At 71.5% G+C, this 16,159-nt stretch carries 12 protein-coding genes; 7 read left to right on the top strand and 5 right to left on the bottom strand.

Features of this window, described 5'->3' with window-relative positions:
- Nucleotides 1–16 precede the first annotated feature (16 nt).
- The gene (locus tag AB0I28_RS18735) at nt 17–1,264 is read right to left on the bottom strand and encodes an MFS transporter (protein ID WP_357494795.1); all 1,248 of its coding nucleotides are present in this window, start codon (nt 1,262–1,264) and stop codon (nt 17–19) included.
- Nucleotides 1,265–1,406: 142 nt separating this feature from the next.
- Nucleotides 1,407–4,172, bottom strand: coding sequence for a BTAD domain-containing putative transcriptional regulator (locus AB0I28_RS18730; RefSeq protein ID WP_357494794.1), 2,766 nt, complete (start codon nt 4,170–4,172; stop codon nt 1,407–1,409).
- A 299-nt stretch (nt 4,173–4,471) separates the two neighbouring features.
- Between AB0I28_RS18730 and AB0I28_RS18725 the strand changes: the two genes are divergently transcribed.
- The 5 genes from AB0I28_RS18725 to AB0I28_RS18705 all read left to right on the top strand — a co-directional run bounded on the left by AB0I28_RS18725 (nt 4,472) and on the right by AB0I28_RS18705 (nt 9,577).
- Complete coding sequence (locus AB0I28_RS18725; protein WP_357494792.1) at nt 4,472–4,600, top strand: hypothetical protein; 129 nt, start codon at nt 4,472–4,474, stop codon at nt 4,598–4,600.
- Between the two features lie 416 nt (nt 4,601–5,016).
- On the top strand, nt 5,017–5,139 hold the full coding sequence (locus AB0I28_RS18720; protein ID WP_357494790.1) for a hypothetical protein: 123 nt from the start codon (nt 5,017–5,019) through the stop codon (nt 5,137–5,139).
- A gap of 699 nt (nt 5,140–5,838) precedes the next feature.
- Nucleotides 5,839–7,011, top strand: a complete 1,173-nt coding sequence (locus tag AB0I28_RS18715) for a hypothetical protein (protein ID WP_357494788.1) — start codon at nt 5,839–5,841, stop codon at nt 7,009–7,011.
- Nucleotides 7,008–9,077, top strand: a complete 2,070-nt coding sequence (locus tag AB0I28_RS18710; RefSeq protein ID WP_357494786.1) for a tetratricopeptide repeat protein — start codon at nt 7,008–7,010, stop codon at nt 9,075–9,077. Before AB0I28_RS18715 ends, AB0I28_RS18710 begins: the two co-directional genes overlap by 4 nt.
- A complete protein-coding gene (locus AB0I28_RS18705) occupies nt 9,074–9,577 on the top strand; it encodes a flavin reductase family protein (protein ID WP_357494784.1) in 504 nt (167 codons plus the stop codon). The genes AB0I28_RS18710 and AB0I28_RS18705 overlap by 4 nt, the downstream gene beginning before the upstream one ends.
- A 178-nt stretch (nt 9,578–9,755) precedes the next feature.
- Here AB0I28_RS18705 and AB0I28_RS18700 read toward each other — a convergent pair whose 3' ends face one another.
- From AB0I28_RS18700 to AB0I28_RS18690, 3 genes are all read right to left on the bottom strand, one after another.
- Complete coding sequence (locus AB0I28_RS18700) at nt 9,756–10,145, bottom strand: VOC family protein (RefSeq protein WP_357494782.1); 390 nt, start codon at nt 10,143–10,145, stop codon at nt 9,756–9,758.
- 110 nt (nt 10,146–10,255) lie between these two features.
- Nucleotides 10,256–11,260 carry an ATP-dependent DNA ligase gene (locus tag AB0I28_RS18695; protein ID WP_357495139.1) on the bottom strand — a complete coding sequence of 335 codons (1,005 nt, stop codon included), beginning with the start codon at nt 11,258–11,260 and terminating at the stop codon, nt 10,256–10,258.
- Nucleotides 11,152–12,399 (bottom strand): AI-2E family transporter, encoded by a 1,248-nt coding sequence (locus AB0I28_RS18690; RefSeq protein WP_357494780.1) that lies wholly within the window; start codon nt 12,397–12,399, stop codon nt 11,152–11,154. Before AB0I28_RS18690 ends, AB0I28_RS18695 begins: the two co-directional genes overlap by 109 nt.
- A gap of 127 nt (nt 12,400–12,526) precedes the next feature.
- On the opposite strand from AB0I28_RS18690, the gene AB0I28_RS18685 reads away from it, so the two are divergent.
- Together AB0I28_RS18685 and AB0I28_RS18680 are read left to right on the top strand one after the other, a co-directional pair.
- Nucleotides 12,527–13,642, top strand: coding sequence for an ionic transporter y4hA (locus tag AB0I28_RS18685; RefSeq protein WP_357494778.1), 1,116 nt, complete (start codon nt 12,527–12,529; stop codon nt 13,640–13,642).
- Between the two features lie 97 nt (nt 13,643–13,739).
- Nucleotides 13,740–16,112 carry a polysaccharide lyase 8 family protein gene (locus AB0I28_RS18680; RefSeq protein WP_357494776.1) on the top strand — a complete coding sequence of 791 codons (2,373 nt, stop codon included), beginning with the start codon at nt 13,740–13,742 and terminating at the stop codon, nt 16,110–16,112.
- The last annotated feature ends 47 nt before the right edge of the window (nt 16,113–16,159 follow it).

Genomic DNA, 16,159 nt, shown 5'->3' with positions numbered 1-16,159 from the left:
GCGGATCAGTGGGGGATCAGCGGGCGGTTCGGGCCGCGCGGACCCGGTGGATGATCAGGAGCAGGAAGAACACCGCCGCGGCGGCGGGCACGACGTGTCCGGCGGCGATCACCGGTAGGGGGTGGAAGGACTCCATCGCGGCGGCGGCGAGCACCGAGCCGAGGCCCATGCCCGCGTACTGGGTCATCGCGGCGAAGCCGAGCAGGTGCGTGCGCCGGCCGGCGTCGGCGGCTTGAAGCCTTGAGGTGTAGGCGATCTCGGTGACACCGTCGGCGAGACCCGCGGCCACCGCGACCGGGATCAGCACGGCGGTCGGCAGGCCGGTGAAGGCCAGCACGAAGAACGCGGACATGGCGCACGTGCCGATGGCGAAGAGCGGTTCGGGGCGGGAGGCGATGACGTCGCGCAAGCGCCCCGGCATCCGCCCGGCGGCGAGGGTGCCGACCGCCCAGGCGGTGGTGAAGACCGACGCGAAGGCGGCGGGGTTCTCGGGGGCGGTGAGGGTCGCGTAGATCGGCAGCCCCACGTTGTGCGCCGCCGAGCCGAAGGCGTCGAGGGTCCGCACCGAGACCATCCAGGCGAGAACCGGTGCCGCTCCCAAGGCCAGCAGCGCGACCCGCGTCGATCCCCAGGGCGTGGTCACGGCGGGCGCTTCGCCGTCACCGGCGCCGACGCGCCCCAGCGCGACACGGGAGACCAGCAGCGCCGACAGCGTGAAGGTCGCGGCGTCGATGGCGAACGCCGCCCGGGAGTCCCACAGCAGCAGCACGACTCCCGAGGCGGCGAAGCCCAGGAGTGTCGCGCCGGAGCGGAAGGAGACCATGATGCCGTTGGCGCGGACCCGGTTCTCCTGCCCGACGAGGTCGGGCACCGCCGAGCGCGCGGCGACGTTCCACACGGTCGGACCAGCGCCGAGCAGCACCGCCAGCACGTAGAGCAGTGCACCGCCCCAGTCCGCCGGCGCCAGCACGATGACGAGGAGACCCGCCGCCGAGGCCAGGTCGCAGGCCATCATGAGCGTCCGGCGCGGCAGGCGGGCGGCGAGCACGCCGGCCAAGGGGCCGGCGAGGAAACCCGAGCCCAGCCGAAGGGCCATGAACAGGCCCGTCATCAGCGCCGAACCGGTGACTTCGAGGGCATAGAGCCCAAGGACCACCATGTTGAGAAAACTGCCGAAGGCCGAGATCCCCGAGGCCGCCGCCAGCAGACGTAGCTGCGTCCACTGTGGCGTGACGCACGTAGCGGTCGACGCGCGTTCGGGCATGCGTTCTCCAGTTATGAAGGAGCACCGGGCATTGTGGACGGTGGAGATCAACAGAATGCCACACCCGTGGCCGTCGCGAAAGTGTCCGTACGCTGTGCGTTCGCTCGGAAACAGGTGGCCATTCTCCCGGTGCTCGGCTCACTCAGCGCGCGTCGAGCGACTCCAGCAGGCGCTGCGCCTCGGCGGTCTGGGTGTCGTCGAGCAGCCGCGACTTCTCCGCCGCGATGAGCAGGTGCTCGCGGGCCTCTTCGGCGGGTCCGTGCCGGGAGAGGAAGGCTCCCATGCGCAGCCGGGCCGTGGCGATCAGCCGGTTGTCGTTGCGGGTGTGCACCAGTCGCAGCGCCTGAAGGTAGTGGCGTCTCGCCAGGTCGAGTTCATGGCGGGCCTCGTGCACCTGTCCCAGTGCGATCTCCACATAGGACCGGCAGAGGTCGGCGCCGATCCCGGTGAGCAGGGTCCGGGCCTGGTGCAGGGGCGCGATGGCGGCGTCGAGGCGGCCGGTGTGCAGGAACAGGTTTCCCTGGTGCCGCAGGAGAGTGGCCTCCAGCTGGGGGAGCCGGCCGCTCGGCGGGACGTTGCGCAGGGCATCGGCGACGGTCTGCGCGGCGTCGTCGTAGCGGCCGTTCTCCAGTTCGAGACCGGTGAGGATCGCATACGACCACAGCGCGTCCTGGGTCTGCCCGGTGGCGCCGGCGATGGAGATGGCGATCCGGAAGGAGGTGCGCGCCTTGGCGAACTGGTCGAGCGATGAGTACGCCACCGCGAGCCCGTGCTGGATGAGGCGCTGACCGCGCAGGTCCCCGGCGCGGCGGGCGGCGTCGAGGGCGGTGCGGTAGAGCGTGATCCAGTCGCGCCGGTTGCCCCGTACGGCCAGCCAGCCGTGCATCCCGGCGGCCAGCTGCCAGCAGCGACGAGGCCGCAGTTCGGCGGCGTGCCGCGAGCAGCGGGTGATGTTGACCGCCTCGGCGTCGATCCACTCGAGAGCGGTGCGGGCGTCGGCGAAGCGCTCCACGCCGGTCCGGTCGACGTCGATGACCGGGTGCTCGGGCCGCAGGGTCCGGTGCGCACCGTCCACTTTGGCCGCCAGCCAGTCGAGGAGCCGGTCGACGGTGAGCTGCTCGGCCTCGGCGCCGTCCTCCTCGGTGTGGCGCTCGGCGGCGTAGATCCGCAGCAGTTCATGGAAGCGGTATCGCCCGCTCTCCAGGGACTCCAGCAGATGCGAGGCGGCCAGCTGCTCCAGCCCCGAGCGCGCCTCGCCGGCCGGCACGTCGGCGAGCGCGGCCGCGCTGTGCACGGTGAAGGTGTCCAGCGGGGAGATCGCCATGCTGCGCCACAGTCCGCGCAGCCACACCGGCTGAGCCCGATACGAGGCGTCGAAGGTCGCGCGGACTCCCGGGTCGCCGGGCAGTCGCATGTGGTCGAGGCGGTCGGGGCCGGTGAGTTCGTCGATGGCGAGGTCCAGCGACAGCTTCGGCCGCCGGCGCAGACGCTCTCCGGTGAGGCGCAACGCGACCGGCAGGCCGCCGCACAGCTCCGAGAGGCGCCGCAGCCGGTCCTCGTCGGCGCCGCGCTCGTCGGACACGAGCAGCTTCAGCAGCGACACCGACTCGTCGTTGTCGAAGGGCCCGAGTGTTATCGGCGTGCTGTCGGTGCGGGCGGTCAGTCCCGGCAGCTCTCCTCGGCTGGTGATGATGACCGCGCATCCGGGCGATCCGGGCAGCAGCGGGAGGACCTGGGCGTCGTCGGCGGCGTCGTCGAGCAGGATCAGCAACCGCTTGGCGGCCGTGACCGTCCGGAAGCGGCCGGCGAGTTCGTCGGGATGGCCCGGCAGCGCCGCCGCCGGAACGCCGAGGCTGCGCAGCAGCTGGGAGAGTGCGGCGGTCGAGTCGAGGGCCGGCCCGGGATCGTGGCCGCGCAGGTTGACGTAGAGGAGCCCGTCGGGGAACAGCTCGGCGATCTGGTGCGCCCAGTGCACCGCGAGGGTCGTCTTGCCCGCTCCGGCGATGCCGTTGATGTTCACCACCGGACCGTGCGCGCTGTTCAGCAGCCGGTCGAGGACTTCGAGGGCGCCGGCCCGGCCGGTGAAGGTGGAGATCCCGGCGGGCAGTTCGGCGGGCGCTTGCGTCTGACTCGGCGCGACCGTCGTGGCGACGGCGGTGGCCGACGCGGCGGGGCGTGCGGGAGCGCCGCGCGAGACGCCGTCGTCGCCGCGCAGGAGGGACTGGTGCAGGGCCTGCAGACGCGCACCAGGGTCGATGCCCATCTCGTCGACGAGATGGGAGCGGAAACCCTGGTAGAAGGCCAATGCCTCCGCGCGGCGGCCGCAGCGGCCGAGGGCCGTCATGGCCAGCTCGGCGGGCCGCTCGCGCATCGGATGGGCCGCCGAGAGCGCGATGACCTCGCTGATGACCGTCTCGTGCCGCCCCAGGTGCAATTCCAGCGCGAGGCACTCCTCCCACACGACCAACCGCTGCTCGTCGAAGTACGTCGCCCGGTGCGCCAGCCGGGAACTCGACACGTCGGCCAGCGCCGGCCCTCGCCACAGTTCGAGGGCCGTGCGCATCAGGTCGACCGCCCGCGCCGGGTCGCGCTCGGTGAGCGACCGGGCCTGGGCGGCCAGCCGCACGAACTCCCGCGAGTCCAGAGTGGACCCTTCGAGGCTGAGCCGGTAGCCGGTGCCCTCGGTGACGATCTTCGGCTGGTCGCGGCGGCCCTGGAACGCCTGGCGCAGCAGCGAGATGCAATGCTGCACCTGCCTCGTGCTGGTCGGCGGTGGGCTGTCGTCCCACAGCGCGTCGACGAGCTGGCTGATCGGGACGACCCGGTCGGCGTCGAGCAGGAAGGCCGCCAGCGCGGTCCTGGTTCGCCTGCCTCGCAACGGGACCCGCTCGTCGCCGAGTGCCTCCACGGAACCGAGTATCCGAAACTCCATTGTCTCCCCAGGTGCAGCGCGAAAGTCGTCGCGGCGGCTCGGCCCCGTCCATCGAACTCCGCGGTGTGTTGACTCCTGTGTACGCGGAGTGGTCTGCCGGCCGCTTCGGGTCTTCGGTCGATTTACTTCCGTTCGGCCCCCGCGATCCTCACGGCGTGACCGAGAAAGGACGTTCCGAGGACGGGGTGAGGACGCCGCAAGCCTGAATTGAGTCCGGCGTCGCCGACAGTGATTTCGGTCGGTGACGCCGGACTGCCAACTCAGGAGGGTGAGAGATGAAGAGGATCTCAGTCCGCAGGTTGCGTCCGGTGCGACTTCCCGCTACCGCCGCGGCGATCTACGACGGTGACTCGCTGGGATGGCCGGGCTGCGACCCGGTCTTCCACGAGCCCCCTTCGGTCTAGACGTCGACGGTAGGGGATCCGGCCGGAGACGGAGGTGAATTCCATGAAGAAGATCTCGATCCGCAAGACGGACACGGTTCGTCTGACCAGCGCGGCGCAGCCGCTCTACTCGGGCGGCTGCGGCGGCGGTGTGCTGGCCTAGCCCGCCGGCACCACCTTGTTTCCGAGCTCGACCGTGAGAGATCTCGATCCGACCGGATCGAGGCCGTTCGTCCGATGCCGGCCGCCCGACGCTCGACGGCCCGCCGCCCCGTGGCGGCGGGACCGGTCGGCCCGGGCCGGCCGAGTCGATTCCTGAGGAGACCTGAGATGAAGAAGATCGCCATCCGCAAGACCGAGATCGTGCGCCTGACCAGTGCCGCTCAGCCGCTGTACTCGGGCTGCTGCGACGTCGCCGCGTAACGGGGGAGACCGACGTGAAGAAGATCGCCATGCGCAAGACCGAGACGGTCCGCCTCACGAGCGCCGCTCAGCCGCTGTACGCCGGCGGTTGCGGCGGCGGTGGCCCGCTCGTTCCCACCGAGCCCGTCCTCGCCTGATAGCCGGAGGCCGACGTGAAGAAGATCGCCATCCGCATGACGGAGACGGTCCGTCTGACGAGCGCCGCTCAGCCGCTGTACGCCGGCGGTTGCGTGGTCGTCCGACCCGCCTAGGGAGAAGCAGAGCATGAAGAAGATCGCCATCCGGAAGACCGAGACGGTCCGTCTGACGAGCGCGGCCCAGCCGCTCTACGCCGGCGGCTGTACCGGTGGCCCGGCCACCCCCGTGCTGGCCTAGGGAGCGTCATGAAGAAGATCTCGATGCGCAAGACCGAGACGGTGCGCCTCACCAGCGCAGCCCAGCCGCTCTACGCGGGTGGCTGCGGTGGCGGAGTCCTCCCGAACAACCCCGTCCTCGCCTGAGTGACGGGCCGGCCCTGACCGGGCCGGGGTTCGCCGCACGGAGACGGTCCCGACCGATCGCCGCTGCACGGCCGCCTTCACGGTGGGCCGGGAGTGTGCGGTTCTCTCCGTGACAGAGGACCTGTGACGAGGAAGATCATCATCCGCGAGACCGACACGGTCCGACTCACCAGCGCCGCCCAAGCGTTCTACCCCGGCGGTCGCGGACCGGTCGTCGTCTAGCGGCGGGGACCTTCGAACGAGGCAGACGCAACGGCCTGCCTCAAACCCCGTCAGATCCACGGTCGCGGGCGGGCTTCGGCCCGCCCGCGGCCCCACCGAGCCTTGAGAGTCGCCATGGTCGCCACCGACACCCTCAACCGTCCACTTCGGATGCACCGCCTGACCTTCCTCGACGAAGGCGAGGAGGTCACCGTCGGGCGGCCCGACGCCGACACCTACATCCACCTCCCCGCCGACGGCGCCGCCCTGCTGCGCCGTCTGTCCGAAGGGGACACCCCGGCCGCGGCCGCCGAGTGGTACGCCGCCGAGTACGGCGAGACCGTCGACATGACCGACTTCATCGAGGCCATCACCGAACTCGGCTTCGTCGCCGCCGAGGGCGAGGAACTCGCCGAGGCCGAGCCGGTCGGCCTCCAGCGGCTGGCGCGCGCGCTGTTCTCGCCGCCGGCGTTCGTGGTCTACGGACTGCTCGTCGCCGGCGCGGTCGTCGCCACCGTCATGCGCCCGGAACTGATGCCCGACTACCGCCACAGCTTCTTCACCGAGTCGCTGCTGATCGTGTCGCTGTCGCTGTTCATCGGCCAGTTCCCGTTCCTGCTCATGCACGAAGGCGCGCACGCGCTGGCCGGCCGGCGCCTCGGACTCAACTCGAAGCTGCGCATCAGCCGACGCCTCTACTTCATCGTGCTGGAGACCTCGATGGACGGCCTGGTCACCGTCCCGCGCAAGAAGCGCTTCCTGCCGATCCTGGCCGGCGCCATCACCGACCTCGTCGTGACCGCCGTGCTGACCCTCGTCGCGGCCTTCACCTCCGGCCTCATCGCCGCCATCTGCCTCGCCTTCGCGCTGACCACGCTCCTGCGGCTGCTCTGGCAGTGCTACTTCTTCCTGCGAACCGACCTCTACTACCTCGTGGTCACCGTGCTCGGCTGCACGAACCTCCACGCGGTGGCCAGAAACCTGCTGCGGCAGCGATTCGCGCGCCTCCTGCGGCTGCGCGTCCCGCCGACCGCGCCCGGCTCGGCGGCCGACCACAAGACCGCCCGCTGGTACTCCTGGCTCCTTCTGGTCGGCTACGCGGCCATGCTCTTCAGCGTCGTGACGATCGTGATCCCCAGCGTCGTCTACGTCGTCGTCGAGGTCGTCGACCGGATCGCCGAGAAGGCCCCGGCCGGACTGATCGTCGACAGCGTCGTCGTGGCGGTGCTGATCCTTTCCCAGTTCGTCGTCGCGGGATACCTCTCCCTGCGGGAACGTCGTCTATCTAAATTGGAGAGTGCGTCATGACCGGACACCTTTGGCTGCGCACGGCCGACCGCGAACACGTCCCGGACACCGACGGCGCCGAAACGCTGACACCGAGCCCTCTGAGCGCCCACCGGCGGCTGCGCGGGCCCTACACCTTCGGCGGCGCCCTCACCCGCGCGATCGTGCCCCGCGCCCTTGAGGCGCGACCCGACCTGGTCCGCCTGCACGAGGTCGCGGTGCTGTCCATGGCCCCCGAACTGCGCGAGATCGTCTCGGCCACCAAGGAGACGCTGACCTCCCTGGCCGTCCCGAAAGAGCGCACCAGGTTCTACTCCCGCTTGCGCACACTCCGCCTCGCCCACGCCATGACCGAACTGGTCCGCGACACCGTCGCCGCCGAAGGCGGCCGCCGCGTCCTCATCGTGCGCGACGCCGAGGAGGCCGACCCCACCGACGCCGAACTGCTCGCCGTCCTGCTGCGCCGCGTCGACCCTGACAACCTCAGGATCGTGGTCTGCTCCACCGCCGGCGAGCCCTTGCCGGAGACCCTCGCCGAGGCCGTCGACGAGTTCGCCGCCGCCGTCGACGTCCCGGCCGGCGACCCCGGACCCGTGCCCTACGGCACCACCGAGGCCCGCGCCATCGCCTACGTCGAGGCCGACTGCCTCCACGGCGACGCCCGCCTGCGCGAGGCCTACGAATCACTCGCCGACACCGAACGCGCCGCCCTGCACGCCACCCGGCTCGCCGCCTTGCAGGCCGCCGGCGAATCGACGCTTCGCCTGGGCGCCATCCCCTTCCACGCCGAACGCGTCGGACACGACGAAGGCGTACGGGCGCTGCGCGTCGCCCTCGACCACTGCATCGACATGGGCTACTACGACGCCACCGTCGACTTCGGACGGCGCGGCCGCGAGTTCGTCGACGCCGACAACGACCCCGAGAACTGGTGGGCCTTCACCACCAAGATGACCACCTCGCTGGCCGCGCTGGCCCGCCCGAAAGAGGCCGAAGCCCTCTACGACGACGCCCGCGCCACCAGCAACCGGGTCGCCGTCCACCAGCAGGCCGCCTACGCCACGGCCATGCTCTACACCCGCCACCACGAGCCCGAGGACCGCGACCACCAGCGCGCCAAGGCGTGGATCAACCAGGCCATCGCCTTCGCCTCGCTCCTGCCCGACTCCGCCGACCGGGCCTTCAACTCCGCCTTCTACCGCAACGGCCTCGCCCTCATCGAGCTCCACCTCGGCGAACCCGGCAAGGCCCTCGACCTCGTCGACGAAGGCCTCCGCCTGCTCGACACCACCCTCACCGAGGACGAGCACCGCCTCCACCGCTCCGTCCTGCGCTACAACCGCGCGCAGGTCCTCGCCGGACTCGGCCGCGTCGAAGAAGCCCTCACCGACTACAACGCCGTCATCGACGTCGACCCGAACTACCCCGAATACCACTTCGACCGCGCCGCTCTCCTGCGCCGCCTCGGCCGCGAGGAGGAGGCCCTCGCCGACTACGACGAGGCCATCCGCCTCAGCCCGCCCTTCCCGGAGGCCTACTTCAACCGGGCCGTGGTCCGCGCGGCCCTCGGCGACGTCGACGGATCCCTCGCCGACCTCACCGAGACCCTCGCGCTCGAACCGCACAACGTCGACGCCTGCGTCAACCGCGCCGAACTCCTCATGGAGCGCGGCCGCTACGACGAGGCCGCCACCGACGTCGAGACCGGCCTGGCCACCGACGAGGCCCGCGCCGAACTCCACGTCCTGCGCGGCCACCTCAACGCAGAGACCGACCCCGCCGCCGCCCGCCGCGCCTACGACCGCGCCCTCGAAATCGACCCCGACCTCGTCGGCGCGCTCACCGCCCGCGCCGAACTCTCCTACGGCGAGGGCATCCTCGGCGCCGCGCTCGCCGACCTGGACCGGGCCGCCGAGCTGCACCCGGAGGACCCGGCGGTGCTGTTCAACCGGGCCGTGGTGCTGCTCGACCTCGGCCTCGCGGCCCGGGCGCTGGCCGACCTGGAGACCGCGGCCCGCGAGGCGCCCGACGACCCCGACGTGAGGGAGAAGCTGGACGAGCTCCTCGGCGCGGGGGTGACCCGGTGACCATCGTGCAGGCGGCCCCGACGGCCGGTGCGCTGCTCCGCCGGACCTTCGGCCACTTCGCGACGGGTGTCGCGGTGGTGACCACACCGGGGCCCGACGGGCCGGCGGGGCTGACCGTGAACTCGGTCGCCTCGGTCTCGCTGGAGCCGCCGCTGATGCTGTGGTGCCTGCGGAAGGAGTCGGCGTCGCTGGACGTGTTCGCCTCGTGCGCGTACTTCGGCGTGAACGTGCTGTCGGTGGCGCAGCGGGAGACCGCGCGGGTATTCGCCTCGCGCCACCCCGACCGCTTCGGCACCGTCGGCTGGCGCGCCGGTTACGGGGGAGTCCCCGTCCTCGACGACGTGTCGGCGTGGCTGGTGTGCCGTCGCACGGGCGCGCCGCAGTCGGCCGGCGACCACGTGATCGTGTTCGGCGAGGTCGTGCGGCACCACGGCGACGGCGGGGAGCCGCTGATCTTCGCGCAGAGCCGCTTCCGGCGGCTGCAGGGGGAGGAGTCCTAGGACTCACCGGACTCGTCGGCGCGCACGGGTCGCCTGCGCGGGCATGGGGCCCGAAGCGTCGGCCGACGGGATCGCCTCACCGGACCCGGGGGTCTGGAGGGCGGCGCGGGAGCGGCCGGCCTCGGCGGAAGCCGGGGCGGGTCGCTCCCGCTTTGAAGTGGGACGCGGGGCCGTCGGGTCACTGGGCGCCGGGCGTGACCCACTGGACGAACTCGTAGTGGACACCATTGGGGTCGGCGACGACGAAGAGCCGCTCGCCCCACTCCTCGGTCCGCAGCGGCACCGTGACGGGGACGCCCTCGGCGGTGAGACGCTCGTACTCGGCGGCGATGTCGTCGACGACGAAGGCCACGATCAGTCCGGCCGCGTGCTGGTCGCGAAGGCCCTCGGGGAGGACCTCGATGCCCCGCCGCAGGAAGATCAGGTCCACCGCCGCGTCCTGGCGGGTCAGTGAGACGAACCCCTCGGCGGCCATGGCCTCGGCGTAGCCCAGGTGGTCGCGGGCGAAGGCGGCCGAGACGGTGACGTCCTCGACGTTGAGCGACACCGCGGTGGAAGTGACCTGCATGCGGACTCCTCGGATAGGGAAGGGCGTGCGGTCATGGTACATCGTACGACGTACGGCGTACTAGAAAGGTGAGGGATGTTACCCGGGGGCCGTCTTCCGTGGGGGCGATGTCAACCCGACAACACGTCCCCCAGGTCGTACTTCACCGGTGTCTCCAGCTGCTCGTACGTGCAGGAGCCCGGCTCGCGGTCGGGCCGCCACCGCTTGAACTGCGCCGTGTGCCTGAACCGCTGCCCCTCCAGGTGGTCGTACTTCACCTCGACGACGCGTTCGGGCCGCAGCGGCACGAAGTCGTAGTTCTTCTTCCCGCTCCACCGGCTGCCCTCGGCGTTTCGTGGCGTGCGGGTCCCGGCCTCCTGCTTCTCCGGCGCCCAGGGGTGCCCTTCCAGCTCGGTGACCAGCGGTGCCAGTTCCGCGACGAGTTCGGCGCGGCGGGTCATGGTGAAGGCGCTGGCCGCGCCGACGTTGAGCAGCTCGCCGGACTCGTCGTAGAGCCCGAGCAGTAGCGAGCCGACCAGGTGGGCGCCGTCCTTGTGCACCCGGTAGCCGGCCAGGACGCAGTCGGCGGTGCGCTCGTGCTTGATCTTCAGCATCGCCCGCGCGCCCGGCCGGTAGGTCCCGTCGAGCGGCTTGGCGACGACGCCGTCGAGTCCGGCGCCCTCGAACTGGTCGAACCAGGCACCGGCCAGCGCCGGGTCGGTCGACATGGAGGTCAGGTGCACCGGCGACTTCGCCGAGGCGAGCGCGCGCTCCAGCGCCGCCCGGCGCTCGGAGAAGGGCCTGCCGGTCAGGTCCTCGTCGTCGAGGGCGAGCAGATCGAAGGCGACGAAGTGCGCCGGCGTCTCCACGGAGAGCAGCTTCACGCGGCTCTCGGCGGGGTGGATGCGCTGCTGGAGCGCTTCGAAGTCGAGACGGTCGCCGTTGATGACGACGATCTCGCCGTCGACGACGCAGCGCGGCGGGAGCTGCTTCTTGACGGCCTCGACCATCTCGGGGAAGTAGCGGGTCATCGGCCGCTCGTTGCGGCTGCCGATCTCGACCTCGTCGCCGTCGCGGAACACGATCGCGCGGAACCCGTCCCACTTGGGTTCGTAGCCGTGCCCTTCCGGCGGGATGCTGGCGGTCGCCTTGGCCAGCATGGGGGCGACGGGCGGCATGACGGGTAGTCGCATGGGCTCATTGTCCCGCCGCGCGGTGTGGATGTCAGTAACTTCTTGGGGAACCTCGACGCGAAGACGTAGCGCACGACCACCTGGCCCGCCGCGGCGACCGGAAGGGCCGCCACCGCGCCGACGAGTCCGGCCGCGGCGCCGCCGATGAGCGCGGCGGCGAAGGCCGACAGCGGCGTCAGCGAGGTCGCCGTGGCGAACACGCGCGGGGCGAGCAGGTAGTTCTCGAACAGCTGGTAGGCGCTGAAGAACACGACCGTCGCTATCGTGGTCGGCAGGCTCACCGTCAGCGCCATGCCGACCCCGAGGATCGCGCCGAGCGTCGCGCCGACCTGCGGGACGAGGTCGAGGGCGGCGACGCCCAGCGCCAGCAGCGCCGGGTAGGGGACTCCGGCGATCAGGAAGAAGACGTAGGCGCAGCCGCCGGCCGCCGCGCAGATCACGATCTGCCCCGACACGTAGCCGCCGACCTTGCCCAGCGCCTCGCGCATCACGTTCGCCCACTCGGGGTTTCCCAGCAGCGAGGCCACGCCGTCGACGATCCGGGGGAGCGCGAGCATGAAGTACACCGTCAGCGCCGCGACGGTCAGCACGCTGAACAGCCCCGCGCCGATCTTGCTGATCACGCCGAACAGCACCCCGAAGGAGGTGCCGAGCACCGTCGGGAGGTTCGACATGCCCTTCTTCAGGCCCTCCTGCACCTCGTCTTCGCGCAGGTACTTCCCGAGTGGCGAGTTCTCGTCGGACAGCTCGTCGCCAAGGCGCGTGAGCACATCCGGGACCGCCTCGATGAGCTCGCCGAACTGCCGGATCGCCGGCAGGAGCCCGACGAAGACGAGGCCCGTGACGGCGAGGGTCAGGGTCACGCAGACGATGGCGACGGCCAGGCCTCGCCGCACGCGGCGCCTGGTGAGCAGGGAGACCAGCGGTTCGAGCCCGGCGGCGAGCAGGAAGCTGAGGAAGATGAGCACCAGTACGCCGATCGCCTGGATCGCCAGATAGGCCACGCCGATGGTGAGCAGCACCATGCCGGTGATGAGCGCGTACCGCCACAGTGGAGGTCCCTCGGGCTTCGGCGTGGTCATGCGGGCTCCCGGGCTCGACGGCATCGTGTCGCCCACATTAGACTGATTAGTCCGGGTTTCCCGGTAGCGGCGTCGGACATATCATCACCACCCGAATGCGCCCGGTCACACGTGTAGCCTGTCGATCATGACGGGAGCCTTCCGCCGAACCGCCCTCCACTGGACGACTCTGCTCCCGGTCGGGGCCTTCCTGGCCTTCCTGGCCACATTCGGTCGAGACCTTCCCGGCTGGGGGGTGACGATCGTGGCGATCCTCCTCGGCGGCGCCGTCCTGGCCTCCGTGCACCACGCCGAGGTCATCGCGCACCGGGTCGGCGAGCCCTTCGGGTCGCTCGTGCTGGCCGTCGCGGTCACCATCATCGAGGTGGCGCTGATCGTGTCGGTGATGGCCGGGGGCGACGAGAAGTCGGCGACGCTGGCCCGCGACACCGTTTTCGCGGCGGTGATGATCACCTGTAACGGCATCGTCGGACTCTGCCTGCTCTCGGCGGCGATCCGGCGGCGTGTGGCGATCTTCAACCCCGAGGGCACCGGCGCGGCCCTGGCCACGGTGGCGACCCTGGCGACCCTGAGCCTCGTTCTGCCGACCTTCACCACCAGCCATCCGGGGCCGCAGTTCTCCGCGGGGCAGCTGACCTTCGCCGCGCTGGCCTCCCTGGCCCTCTACGGCCTGTTCGTCGCCGTCCAGACCGTCCGGCACCGCGACTACTTCCTGCCGATCACCACCTCCGACGAAGGCGCCGGCGAGGTCGTGGAGACCGAGGAGCACCACGCCGCCCCGCCGAGCAACAAGGCCGTGGTGCTCAGCCTCAGCCTGCTGCTGGTGGCGCTGATCGCGGTCGTCGGCGACGCCAAGGCCGTCTCCCCGACGATCGAGACCGCCGTCCAGGACGCGGGCATGCCGCACTCGGTGGTCGGTGTCATCATCGCCATGCTAGTCCTGGCGCCCGAAACCCTCGCGGCCGTGCGCGCCGCCCGCCGCGACCGGACGCAGACCAGCCTCAACCTCGCCTACGGCTCGGCGATGGCGAGCATCGGCCTGACGATCCCGGCCATCGCGATCGCCTCGATCTGGATGACCGGGCCGCTGGTGCTGGGTCTCGGCGCCACCCAGATGGTCCTGCTCGGGCTGACCGTGGTCACCGGCATCATCACGATCGTCCCCGGCCGCGCGACCCTCCTCCACGCGGGCGTGCACCTGTCGATCTTCGCCGCCTTCGTCTTCCTCGCGACGAGCCCGTAAACCCACAGATTCCACCGTGAACCCTTGACGCCCTCCACGGGTTCCGCCACACTCCAGGCTCATTGGTAAGCGCTTACCATCCCCTTGGAGAGAGCCAATGCGCCGTCGTACCCTCCTCACCGTCAGCGGAGCCGCCCTCGGTGGCGCCGCCCTCTCCGCCGCGGTACCCGCCACCGGCGCGCAAGCCGCCGGCGACTTCGCCGCCCTGCGCGCCCGCGCCGCCGAACTCCTCACCGGCGGCGCCTTCGACCCCGCCGACCCGGCCTACACCGCGCCCCTGGCGGCGCTGGAGACCGCCGCCGCGACCGTGTCGGAGACCCTCGTTCGCGACCCGGCCCGCGAGGTCCTCTTCGCCGACCTGCCCAACCTCGCGACCACCATCGCCAACGTCTCCCTCAGCTACCGCCGCCTGCGCACCCTCGCCGTCGCCTGGGCGACCCCCGGCACCCGCTTCACCGGCGACGAGACCGCGCTGGCCGACGTCCTCGCCGGGCTCGACCTCCTCTACGCCAAGGGCTACAACGAGACCAAGCCGGAGACCGGCAACTGGTGGTTCTGGGAGATCGGCAACCCCCGCGCCCTCATGGACATCTGCGTCCTCGTCCACGACCACCTCGGCGCCGACCGCCTCGCGGCCGCCACCCGCGCCGTCGACCGCTTCTGCCCCGACGCCGACCGCCGCACCAACTCCCCGAGCCTGTCGGAGACCGGCGCCAACCGCGCCGACAAGGCCGTCATCGTCGCCCTGCGCGGCATCGCCGGCTCCGACCCGGCCAAGCTCGTCCTCGCCCGCGACGCCGTCTCCGACGTCCGCGACGCCGGCCGCAACACCCTGCTGGACTACGAGACCGCCGGCGACGGCTTCTACGAGGACGGCTCCTTCGTCCAGCACACGTCCATCGCCTACACCGGCACCTACGGCAACGTGCTCTTGTCGAGCCTGTCGTTCATCCTGCGACTGCTGACCGCCTCCGCCTGGGAGATCACCGACCCCAAACGAACGGTCATCTTCGACGCCGTCGAGCGCAGCTTCAGCCCTCTCATGCACGACGGCCTCATGCTCGACTGCGTCGCCGGCCGCGCCGTCTCCCGCCAGACCGCCGGCGACCACGCCTGGGGCAACGACACCATCACCGGCAGTCTGCTGCTCGCCGAGAGCGCGCCCGAACCCTACGCCTCCCGCTTCCGCGCGCTGGCCAAGAGCTGGATCGAGCGGCGCACCGCGACCCCCTACCTCGCCGCCGCCTCCCTCGCCGTCCTCCCGCGCGCGCTCGCCGTCGTCGGGGACGACGCGATCGAGCCGGCCGAGCGCCTCGGCGGCCACTTCGTCTTCGCCGACATGGACCGCGTCCTGCACCGGCGTCCGGAGTGGACCTTCGCGCTGAGCCTGTCGTCGAAGCGGATCGCGACCTACGAGTCGGGCAACGGCGAGCACCCGCGCGGCTGGTTCACCGGCGACGGCATGACCTATGTGCACGACCGCGACCAGACCCACTACAGCGACGCGTACTGGCCGACCGTTGATGCTCAGCGCCTACCCGGGACCACCGTCGACACGCTCCCGCGCGTGCGCTTCTCCGGCTCTCTGAGCCGTCCGGCGACCTCGTGGGCGGGCGGCACCGAACTCGGCGGCGCGGGAGCAGCCGGCATGGACCTCGCCGCCTGGGGCTGCACGCTGCGGGCGAAGAAGTCCTGGTTCAGCCTCGGCGACGCCGTCGTGGCCCTCGGCGCGGGCATCACCAGCACCGACGGCCGCGCCATCGAGACGATCGTGGAGAACCGCAACCTGCACGCCGAGGGCGACAACCGCCTGACCGTCGGCGGCCGCCGCCAGCCCGGCGAGCAGGGCTGGTCGGAGGAGTTCACCGACGTCTCCCACGCCCACCTCGCCGGTGTCGGCGGTTACGTCTTCCCCGGAGGCGCCGACCTGCGCGCGCTGCGCGAGGAGCGCACCGGAAGCTGGCGCGACATCAACGACGGCGCCGACACAGGTGGCAGCCCTGACCCGATCACCCGCCGCTATGTCACCCTCTGGCTCGACCACGGCGCCGACCCCGCCGCCGCCGACTACGCCTACATCCTCCTTCCCGGCGCCGACGCCGACGAGACCCGCCGGCACGCCCTCACCCGCCCGATCCGCGTCCTGGCCAACACCGCCGCCGTACAGGCCGTGACCACCCGCGACGGTCTCCTCGGCGCCAACTTCCGGCAGGCCGCGACCCTCGGCGAACTCGCCTGCGACGGGCCGGCGTCCCTGCTGGTCCGCCGCCACCAGGGCCGGGTCGAGATCGCCGTCTCCGACCCCAGCCGCACGGCCGCCACCGTGACCCTCGACCTGCCCTGCGGCGCGAAGTCCGTCATCAGCGCCGACCCGGCCGTCACGGTCACGCCGGGCGAGCGCGTCCGGATCGCCGTCGCCGTCGGCGGGACGCGCGGCCACACGCACCGGGCGGTGCTGCGGGCTTGGTGAGAACGGGGGAGGGGCGCCCCGTTGGGGTTCTCCCCTCCCTCCCCGTG

The organism is Phytomonospora sp. NPDC050363, assembly GCF_040655735.1.
GTDB lineage: Bacteria > Actinomycetota > Actinomycetes > Mycobacteriales > Micromonosporaceae > Phytomonospora.
Note: the sequence above shows the minus strand (reverse complement) of the source record. Positions and strands in the feature narration are given on the sequence as shown.

Excerpts from the sequence above, each read along its gene's own strand:
- AB0I28_RS18735 (WP_357494795.1), bottom strand. The coding sequence starts at position 1,264 with ATGCCCGAACGCGCGTCGACCGCTACGTGCGTCACGCCACAGTGGACG.
- AB0I28_RS18725 (WP_357494792.1), top strand. The coding sequence starts at position 4,472 with ATGAAGAGGATCTCAGTCCGCAGGTTGCGTCCGGTGCGACTTCCCGCT.
- AB0I28_RS18715 (WP_357494788.1), top strand. The coding sequence starts at position 5,839 with ATGGTCGCCACCGACACCCTCAACCGTCCACTTCGGATGCACCGCCTG.
- AB0I28_RS18710 (WP_357494786.1), top strand. The coding sequence starts at position 7,008 with ATGACCGGACACCTTTGGCTGCGCACGGCCGACCGCGAACACGTCCCG.
- AB0I28_RS18700 (WP_357494782.1), bottom strand. The coding sequence starts at position 10,145 with ATGCAGGTCACTTCCACCGCGGTGTCGCTCAACGTCGAGGACGTCACC.
- AB0I28_RS18690 (WP_357494780.1), bottom strand. The coding sequence starts at position 12,399 with ATGACCACGCCGAAGCCCGAGGGACCTCCACTGTGGCGGTACGCGCTC.
- AB0I28_RS18685 (WP_357494778.1), top strand. The coding sequence starts at position 12,527 with ATGACGGGAGCCTTCCGCCGAACCGCCCTCCACTGGACGACTCTGCTC.
- AB0I28_RS18680 (WP_357494776.1), top strand. The coding sequence starts at position 13,740 with ATGCGCCGTCGTACCCTCCTCACCGTCAGCGGAGCCGCCCTCGGTGGC.